General features: G+C 50.1%; 6 protein-coding genes. All 6 read right to left on the minus strand.

Features of this window, described 5'->3' with window-relative positions; all coding sequences use genetic code 11:
* Positions 1–520: 520 nt before the first annotated feature.
* Positions 521–1,084, minus strand: a complete 564-nt coding sequence (lepB, locus tag IJG50_09725; protein MBQ3380115.1) for a signal peptidase I — start codon at positions 1,082–1,084, stop codon at positions 521–523.
* 104 nt (positions 1,085–1,188) lie between these two features.
* Positions 1,189–1,443, minus strand: coding sequence for a DNA repair protein (locus tag IJG50_09730; GenBank protein MBQ3380116.1), 255 nt, complete (start codon positions 1,441–1,443; stop codon positions 1,189–1,191).
* Positions 1,444–1,653: 210 nt separating this feature from the next.
* Positions 1,654–2,319 carry a sortase gene (locus IJG50_09735; protein MBQ3380117.1) on the minus strand — a complete coding sequence of 222 codons (666 nt, stop codon included), beginning with the start codon at positions 2,317–2,319 and terminating at the stop codon, positions 1,654–1,656.
* Positions 2,309–3,292, minus strand: a complete 984-nt coding sequence (locus IJG50_09740; GenBank protein ID MBQ3380118.1) for a hypothetical protein — start codon at positions 3,290–3,292, stop codon at positions 2,309–2,311. The genes IJG50_09735 and IJG50_09740 overlap by 11 nt, the downstream gene beginning before the upstream one ends.
* Before the next feature lie 4 nt (positions 3,293–3,296).
* Positions 3,297–4,112 carry a class C sortase gene (locus tag IJG50_09745; protein MBQ3380119.1) on the minus strand — a complete coding sequence of 272 codons (816 nt, stop codon included), beginning with the start codon at positions 4,110–4,112 and terminating at the stop codon, positions 3,297–3,299.
* Between the two features lie 111 nt (positions 4,113–4,223).
* Positions 4,224–10,197, minus strand: a 5,974-nt coding sequence (locus IJG50_09750) for an LPXTG cell wall anchor domain-containing protein (GenBank protein ID MBQ3380120.1), incomplete at its 5' end; no start/stop codon positions are given.

Here is a 10,197-nt window from a genome sequence, read left to right on the forward strand (position 1 = left end):
TACGCCCGACATTTCGCGCGCCGCCTGGGTCTCAAGCGTTATCGCCGGAAGGATAAGCGCATAAGTCGTAATAAACACGACTAAAGAAGCCAGAACGATAAGCTGTTTTCTTCTTCGCCTGTCTTTAAGCTTGCTTTTGATTAATTCAGTTGTTTTTCTGAGTTAATGCCTTTCATTTTGTCGCCTCACAAAAGAAATAACCAAACCTTTAAGCTTTTCTCTAAACTAAAACTTAAAAAAAACTCACTAAAGATCTGCCTGTAAAACAGCCTTTTGTTCGGCTGAAAAATCGGGTGATCTCCAACTAATTCATTAAAACATGTAAAGCTTGAACTATCAATTGTTCTCGATGACATAGTATGCTTTTTTAAAATGATTTTGTGTCAAGCTTTTTCCTTTACACGTTGTTTCTTGCTTATTTTATGAGCACATTCTTTATTATACCGCTCTTTGCTTATTTTGACAGATTTTTAACCGATCATGTTCCGCAAAATAAAACTTTTTTACGGTATATAATGGTTTAAAGCGGCGTAAGCGCCGTTATCGGCCATATCCTGAAGACAAGCCTTCCCACTATCTGCTCCTCCGCAACGCATCCTACGGCTGAATTTCTCGAATCAACGGAAGTGGCGCGGTGATCGCCTAAAACGAACACTCTGCCGTCAGGCACCTGATAAGGCAGCTTTATGTTGCAGTCGCCTATTGCCAGCTCGTCGACATACGGCTCGTCAAGCGGCACGTTGTTTAAATAAATAACGCCTTTTGCGTCTATATCTATCCAATCGCCAGGGTTTCCTATAACGCGCTTTACAAGTATCTTGTTGTTGTAGTAAAAGGCTATGATATCTCCCGTTTCAAATTCGCTTCCCTTTATGGAAAGAACGATATTCCCCTCATACAGCGTGGGCTCCATGGAAGTGCCGTATATCTGAAGCACGGGAAGCCAGAGCGTTGCAACGAGTATCGCTATAGCCGCAACGACTATAAGCGAATAGATCGTGCTGCGAAGCACCCTTGAGTATCTGCTTCGATATTGCGTTCTGTCAAGCTCTGTTTTTATCTGCTCGGTAGACGGCAGTACCACGTTCTCCTGATCCTGCTCCTGCGGCTCAGTCTTATTTTCTTCGCTGTGCGCGCGCCTCTTAAAAAGCTCATTTTTTGCAGAGGCGGCCTTTTTTAAAAAGTTGTTCACTCTTTCCCACCGTCCTGCCTTATATTGTAAATATACTGCTCGGCGGCAGCCTGAGCCGCCTCCATTACCTGATTGATCTTCACAACAGCCTCCGCAAGCGAACCCGCGTTCTCTATGATGAGCCTGCGGTCCTCAAGCTTTTTATTCGCTTCAGCCAAAGCCTCTTCAAGCTCGTCGATACGCCTGCTCTGTTCATACAGGATCTGAAGAAGCTCCGCTCTTTTTAATTTCTGAAGATCGTTTTTTACCATTTTAAGCCCTCCGCAAACGATTAGTAGGCGTAAAGATCATAATTTCAAATAAAAGCAATAATAACGATACACGCGCCGTTTTTTGATCCTCAAGAAAATCGGACTGACATAAGCACTAAAAGTTACAGTCAGTCCGATCCGACGTCAAAGCCTTGGCGCAAAAACAGTCCGTTTGACGCCTGTAAATACCGTACCGCGTGTATCTGCGCTTTAATAGTCTAAAACTCTCACACATCTCACGGCCATTCGGCTTGCGCCTCCGGGCGTACATGTGAACAGCGTAAGATCCCAGATATCGTCGCCTTCGCTCGTCTCGGCCGTGATCATTTCCTCGATATTTGCCGGGGGCAGCGTTTCAATGTTGTCAACGATATAATGGTGGATATTTCCGTCAACGTCTGTCAGATATACGTCCGAATTGAATTTGATCCATCTGAGCGGACCGAAATGAGATTTGTAATTGTGCGCGCAGATAACAAGGTCGTCCGTTACTGCGGCTCCGCTGTATCTGCACGGAGACATGGCAAGCTTATCATAATCCCAGTCAGCAAGAACGGGAAGCTCCAAATCGAGCGAGGGTATTTCAAGCATGCCGATGTAATATTGTCCGTCTATCGTAACGATGGCGTCCGTTTTTTCCGTTTCGCCGCCGCTTTCAAGATACTCCTCCCATGAAACATCCTGCGACGCCGACGAATATATATAGGGCCGCCTTTCGGTAACTATCTGCTCAAACTTCTCCACGGCGCTTTTTGCGTATTTTTCGGCGTTCGCAGATTCAACTGCGTTATGGATTATAAGCGCGAGGGCGGCGCAAAGAAGCGCGCAGCCTATCGCAACAAATACCTTCCATCTGCGTGAAGCCTTACTTTTCATATTTATCCCTGCGTTTCATTGCTATTCCGGAGAATACGAACACAGCTCCCACTGCCGACATGAGTATCACAGGCCACCAAAGCTGACCCGTCTGCGGCAGTCCGGGCATATCCGCAAGCGGCACCGGCGGTTCGTCCAGTTCCACTTCGGGAGGCTCGTCTCCGCCCGGCCAGTCGGAAAGAGGCACGTCGTCCGGCGGTATGTCGATATCCGGCGGATTGTCCGGATTGTCCGGCGGATTGTCCGGATTGTCCGGTGGGTTATCCGGGTTGTCGGGCGGATTGTCCGGCGGGTTATCCGGCGGGTTGTCGGGCGGATTATCCGGCGGATTGTCCGGCGTCGGATTGTCATTATCCATAAGCTCGATCTGCGGATTTACCGTCCTTTTTACCTCTACCTTCGGTTTCGCCCAGATATTGTCTACAAACGTCCCCTTCTCTGCGTCGTATGTCGGCAGAGAAATAAGAAACGGGCTTATCACCTTATACGGCGATACGGCATAATTCTGCATTACAAGATATAAGCCGTACTCCTGCTTCTTAAATGAAACCTGTCCCTTTTTGTCAACTATAAGCGTCGCGTCGGGCTTTATCATCTTTGTGTTCGCCCAAAGGCCCAAGCGCCATGCGTCGCTCGCCGTTCCCGTTTTTGTGATATCGTCGGAAAGCTCAACTCCGCACTCCGCAAATTCGGGAAGTATCTCAAACGTATATCTGCCGTCCTCGGTGGGTACCCAGTTTGCCACCTTGTAAAGCGAGAAGTCGGCCTTGCCGTCTCCGGGGACGGCCGTCTTTTTATACTCCATGAATATGGTTATCGTTCCCGTAAGGATATTGCCGTCTTTATCGACAAGCTGAGGCGAAGGCAGAGCGACGTCACCGTCGCCGTCGGCCGCAAGGGCACAGACGCCTATGCACAGGATCATGCAAAGAACCGTAAATACCGCAAGTCCTCTTTTTAAATTAGTTTTCATTTTATCATACTCCCTTTTGTTTCCGTCTTCTGGAGTCAATAAATATAAGTATCAAAAGTATTATCACAAACGGCGCTTCTGCCGCCGGAATAAGCACAGCGCGGTCTATCTTAAGAGCGTCCGGCGTTACTCGGATGCTTATATTGTCTGTTCTGTGGCCGCGCACCAAAAGCCTGTGCGAATTTACGCCGTAAGGCGTACACGTCACGAGAGTGCAAAGGTCAGCTTCGGGGTCTGTCTGAAGGAGCGACACGTCGTCGGGAAGCACAACGGCTATCTGATCCGTCTCATACGTAAGCGTGTGCCCCAGCACCTCCAGAATAAATATGTCGCCTACTTCCACCTTGTCAAGGTCGGTAAGCAGCTTTGCCGACGGCAGGCCCCTGTGGCCCGAGAGCACCGAGTGAGTGCCCGTACCCCCCACGGGAAGACTTGAACCCTCGATATGCCCTATGCCGTGTTCAAGAACGTCGTCGTCAGCGCCGTGATAAAGCGGCAGCGATACGTCTATAGACGGTATCTGAAGCGTTCCGAGCACGTTGGAGCCGTTCAAGATAAGCTGCTCGTCGTAAAGAGCGTGCTCCTCGGGCGAAGGCTCGTAAAAGCGGTTTACTTTATGCTCGCTGTTATATAAAACGGCCTTATCCCAAAGCTCTTCAAGCTCGGCCTCGTCAGACCCTGCAACTATGCGCGTATACTCGGATATTCTTGAGTTGAACGAAAGCTTACTCACATAATCCGACGCCGTAGGATAGAGAAGTATGGAAATTCCTATAACGAATATGACGACAATCACAACAGTCGCCGCTCTTTTTTTCATCGTCGTAGCTCCTCTTACGCGCATTACTGTGTATATCGTTATTGCCCTGCCCTGCATGATATGCAGAGCAGAGCAAACGTGACCCGAAGTTTTATGCTTCGGGGCGCATATTTATCTGCGTGTCCGTCTTCTTTTAAGCTTTCTTTGGCTTCTTACGGTGTACCAAGCTGCCGCGCCTATCATGAGCGCCGCGCCCATGGCAAAGAAGAGTCCCGTTCCGATACCGCCGGAGGACGGAAGCTCAGCGCCCGGGTTGTTGTATACGGTGACGGTTGCGTTACGAACGTATGCAAACGAATTGTCAGAGGCTTCTGCCCATGTGTCGGGCGTTTTTGTATCATCCTTTGCGATACGTGTCACGCCGTCTTCGTCGATCTTTACGTATACCGCATTATCACCCGTAAGAATGTATCCGTCGGGCGCGTGCGTCTCCTTTATCTCATAATAGCCGAAGCCCAGGTCATCAAAGGAGATCGTTCCGCTCACGCCGGTCGTTTTTTCAACTCCCAATAAGCCGTCGGTAAGATAGCGGCCGCCTGCAAGGGTTACGTCAAGCTGATTAAGCTCGAACGTTGCTCCTTCAAGCATTGTCGTTACGTTGTTGCCGTCTACCTTCTCAACGGAAATATCGACGGTGTTTTTCTTGTTGTAGGCGGTAAGTATGCCTGACTGGAGCTTATCCTCGGTGATCTGATATAACGTAAAGCCCTCGGGCACCGTCTCCTCATCGATCGTGTAATAGCATTGCTTTCCGTTATAAGTCAGCGGAAGCGTTGTGCTGCTTTCCGAAAGAAGGCCGCTGCCTGATACCTCGAACTGCTGTGACCAGTTGTCGCCGCTCGTGAGCGTAACGGTTTTTGTGCCGCCTGTTTCCACCATATCGGCCTCAACTCCGGCAAAAGAAGGCTGATAGATCAAGTTGCTGCTTGTACCGGTATAATTGTTGTTATTGATCAGGATATATAAAACCAGATTACTCGTGACATTGTGTATCGTAAGCGTCTGCCTGCCGCCTTTTCCCGAACCGTCGTTTTGGAATTGTACTCCGTCGGGAGACCATGAGGTTTCATATGTTGCTGACCCAAGTCCGCTAATAGTAAAAGGCTGCTCCGTCGTCCACTGGTTCCAATCCCATTGAATAGTAACGTCTCCGGCGCCCGTTGCGCTCCTGTCTGCAATGGCTGTCCACGAGGGTAAAGGCCAGGAATTAGTGCCGCCGTTTCCGTTTCCTACGCAGCGGAAATAAAACGATACCGTATGCTGCGAGGTGTCTTCCTGCACCCACTGTTTAAGCGTAAGGTCGATCGTACCTTCATGCTCGGTCGCATTTCCGAAGAAATCGAGCCACTGCTTGCGCACGGTCAGCTGACCTGATGTGACAATGGGGCTGTTTTCAACTGTAAAGGTAGCCCTGTTGCTGTTCCATTCAACTTCCGAAGGTTTTGAAATATTCGTGATCTCGCCGTCAACTACGTCGAACGTTATATCCCCTATGGCCTCATATCCGGCGGGCGGCGTCTCGTGGAGCGTATAGCTGCCGTCGGCAAGATTCTTAAACTCATACGTTGCGGTATCCGTTTCACCGGCGGCGGGCTTCGTAACTGGGTCATCCGTCACAGCAACGCCGTTTGCGTCCGCGGTCCTCGTCAGTGTGAACGTCGCACCGGAAAGCGGCATGCCGCTGTCGTCTGTCTTCTTTACTGTCACGTTTGCGGAATGGATCTTATTTGTAAACGTGATATAGTTGTCCCTGTTCGTAACGATCTCACCCGTTATCAGCATCTCGTCAAGCTCTTCATCCGTAGCCCAGGAGCCGCTTTCAACAGTGTCACCGTCACGTATTTCCTTTCGGATGCTCACGAGATCATAGCCCTGCTGCGTTTGCTCTGTAATGGAATACTGCGTTTCAACAGGTACGTTCGCGATGCTGAGTACCTGATCCTGCGAGATCGAAAGCGATGCGTGAACATAGTTGTCACTGTCACGCGTCATTTCGTTGCCGGCAAGCCAGAACGTTACCGGCTCCGAATCCGCAGTACGCCAAGCCGTGATCTGCACGGCTTCTGCAGTCTCCGCAAAGTCTCCGTCGCAAGTCGCCCTATAGAACGGGCCGTTCTCGTCGCGCAATGTGACAGATCCCGTACCGTTCGGCTCCGCCTGATAGTAATGGTATGGATCATCGGCGTCATGGTAGTAAAGACCGTCTATACCGTACCACGGAACATGGTCGCCTGCCACGGTAAACGGACCGGGCTGCGTATCGTTTTCAAGCACGATATCATACACAAACTTTGTATCGTCATCCTCAACGGGCGTCCTTCCGTCCTTACCTACTACCTTCTTTGCAAGATGCATATATCCGCGAAGGGTGTTCTCTATTTTCAAAGAGGACAGATTGACGCCGGCGGCGGTCATCGAGTCTATATCGGCGGTCATGTTGACTTTATCGATATTGCTAAGCTCAACGCTTCTTAAAACGCCGTCTACAAGCATGGGATGATAAACGGGAGCGGTGAAGTCAAAATGATATGTGAGACCGTCTTCTTTTATCGTATAGTCATGGCCTTCATCGAGAATATAATATCTCGTGCCGTCGTACATGCCGGAAGGATATTTGCTCTTGTCAAATCCGTCGGCGTCCATTCTGTCTTCGCTCAGCATAAGACCGGTCGCAATGGAGAAGTCGGTCGTCCAGCGCATGCCCACCTCGCATTCATTGCCGTTATATATAACGGTTTGCACGCTGGGAAGCTGCCACACGTACTTGCTGCCGTCCCAGCCAAGGGTTACATGCGTATATTTATTAGCCTCGTCATCCGCAGCGGTAGTGGGGTCGTCGTCCTTAAGTATATCGAATCCCAGCGTGAACTGCTTGGGTGTGCCGTCCTGATTATAGAGATACTGCGCAAGAACGCTGGGGTCTCTCTCTACGTTCCACACCTTCTCTATACTCGAATCAGCCGCTTCAAGCTTCATGGGGTCGGGCTGATCAAGGTCTTTATAGTAGGGCCCCTGTGTAGTTGTAGACGTTTGGTCATTATTCGTAACTATCTCGGTAACGGTATAATGAAGCTTCTGCTCAGTATTTGTAAGTACGGCATATAAACCGCTGTCAGGATAATATACGATGGAAGGATATCCGTCAACGCCGCCTATTTCATATCCCTTTGTATCTGTGAGATCCTGATATGTAGAAAGACCCGTGTTCCATTCGTAGCCGGGGATCCCGTTATTAAGTCCTGCTACATAGTCGTATGCCTTCTGATCCGGCCATACGATGAAGCTTACGGAATATGTGCAGCCGTCCATCAAAAATCCTACGGGAGCAAGATCCCATGTAAGTCCGCGGGTATGATCGGCGGTGTTTTCGCTGTCCACATCGGCAAGCGCCATTTTATATGTCTGGCCTTCCACGGTCGTTACGGAGTATACGGTCTTGCCTCCCACGGTAGAAGCCGTTGCGGTATAATTCTTCGTGGAGGAAGCCGGAACATTGAACGTTACGGTAGGATTGCTTATATCCCCTTCCGCCGTGACTGTGTACAGCAAGGTATCCGAGCTGTCCGTTACCTTGTAAACATATCCGCTTGTTTCTCCCTCAACAATAGTCGTTGCCATGGCGTCAGTCGTCATCGTATCGGTGATGCTGACATTGGTGTGACCTACTGCGTCGCTGATCTCATAAAAGATGTCGTTGAACGCTTTTCTCAGATCGTCCATGGTCTTGGCGTCGATAAAGTTGCGCGTCTTAGCCTCCGATTCGCTTCCGTTATGATTTACGCCTGTATATGCATAGTTGGATAAATACCAGGAGTACAGCGCATTCTCAGACTGACGGTATGTGAAAATGTTATAGAATTTAACGCCGTTGTCTACAAGATCTTTTGCTTCATCCTTGGCCTCTTCATAAGCAGCTATGCACCCGCCGCCCAGACCGTCCGAATCTCTATGATAAGCGCCGCCGGATTCGCCATGGACCGCAGTCGGCTCGCCGTCTGTAAGGAAGACAACGTAATAGTCTTCGCCGGTGTTGCCGTTAGCTTCGTCCGCAGTCTTTTTCGCGGTTATGATTTCTTTTGCATATTGCAGCGCGTCTTCCCAGTTCGTGCCGCTGGTGTAGCGGTTGCTCGAGGCTACGGCATTAAGAGTAGTCGGATCTCTTCCGCTCTGCCACTGCGAGCCAAGCTCTGTTTCGCTGCTCCAGCTCTTTTTGTCAAATCTCTCGTCGCCGAAGCTTATAAGAGAGATCTCGACAACGTCTGCATCCTCGCCGCTTTCATCGTTCAAGTCCATAAGCTGGCTGAATATGGTGCTTAAAGCCTCCTGCTCGGCAACCATTCGCGTTTTACTGCTCTTGACATAAAGCGGCGAACCTATGGGATATTCTACAAATCCGTTATTTCCGTCCTCATAGTACAGATGATAGTTGTCCCAGCCCCAACCGCCTACCGTTTGCTGATAATTCCCGTTCCAATAGGTATAACTTGTATTCAGTTCAACGTATTCGCCGTCGATCACGCCGTAGAACGTATAACCGGAATCAGGGCCTATGTCTCCTCTGAAAGCAGTTTCGCCGCTCTGCCATGTGCCGTAATACCAGAACGTTTCGGTTTCGGTATCAACGAGGTTCGTGATCATACTGCTGGAGCGGTCCATTACGAAGAGCACGTTGGACTTTTGGGTCTCAATGGTATGCGTTATCTGCGAATGACCTGTTACGCTCAGCGTAAGCGTATATGTGCCGTCCTTGACATGGTTCTCGTCTTCATTTGCCTCAAGCAGCTTTTCTGCTTCAGGTCTTACAACACCGCTGTTATCGTTGGTGTAAGGCTCTTCTGTGTCGCCTGCCGCGCGAAGCAACCCCGACGAATCCGAAGCGGAGCGAACGATCTCTTCCAAGGTCGCATCGGAGAGGCCTGCAGTTTCCAATAAGCGTCCGCCGCCCGCATCATCGGGGCCGGGCGCGAGGTTCGCCTGCATCGGCATAGGCTGCATCTCCCGAGCCGCATATGTGCCCACGTCGGAGAAGCTGCCCTGCTCGTAAGTATAGCTTAATACCTTATCGTCTTCAACGACAGTCTCAACATCCTCGATAAGCTCTATCTCGTTTTCGGCCTTGTAATGAGCCACGCCGAACTCGGTCGCGCCGCCCGCGTACAGACCGTTGTCGTAGTCGATCTCTACCTGTACGGGGACCTTGGGCTCTATCTCTTCACCGTTATATGTAAGCGTGATATTGAAGAATACTGCGGTATTGAGATTTACAAGAGGAACACTGGGATTGCCGCCCGTCTTCTTCGCTTCAAGATATTCTTTATTAACTTCGCTCCATGCCTGACCGAGACGCTTAAGATACTCGTCTGAGCCAAATTCTATCTCGCTCACTTCAAGCAAAGTGCCTATCGGTATCTCTGCCTCCTCGGTGTAGGAAACGCGCACGGTATATCCCTCGCCGCGGAATTCGAACACGCCTTCCTCTGCTTCGACAACTACAACGCCGTATACGGAGAAGCCCGTCGTTGTGAATCTGAGGGTCTCGCCGTTGTCGTTCGAACGCATAACCACGGTATCGTCTTTATCGCTGTCGAAATGGAGAACAACGGGTCTTTCGGAAGCTTCGCGGTCCGCAAGGGTTATCCTTACCTCTACAGCGCTCGCAGGATGCACCTCGTTTCCTTCCGCGTCAACTATGGAAATGTCAAAGTAACGCGCATACTTCACTTCATCTTCGCTGTGATTGAGCTTATCCGCCGATTTTGCGAGATACTCCGTATATTCGCCGTTCTCACCCGATTCGCTGTCCTGGGTATCCAGGATCTCGCGCACCGAAAGGTCTGCGCCTTCGGGTATTTCGGCATCGGGCCCGTACGTCAAGGTTATCTCATATTTCTCGCCGGATGCCGTTATAACGGTCTTCTTTATCTGAGAGTCGGTCACATTTATCGTGAACGAATCGCCGTTCTTCATCGTTACGGTAAGCGTTTCCTCGGAAATAAACGGCTTAAGGGTAATAAGCGCCCAGTCGCCTGCCTTAACGGTCTGCGCCCTGATCTCATTTATCTGCTCCTCGGTAAGCTCCTCGGAA

The organism is Clostridia bacterium (genome assembly GCA_017405765.1).
Lineage (GTDB): Bacteria > Bacillota > Clostridia > Oscillospirales > RGIG577 > RGIG577.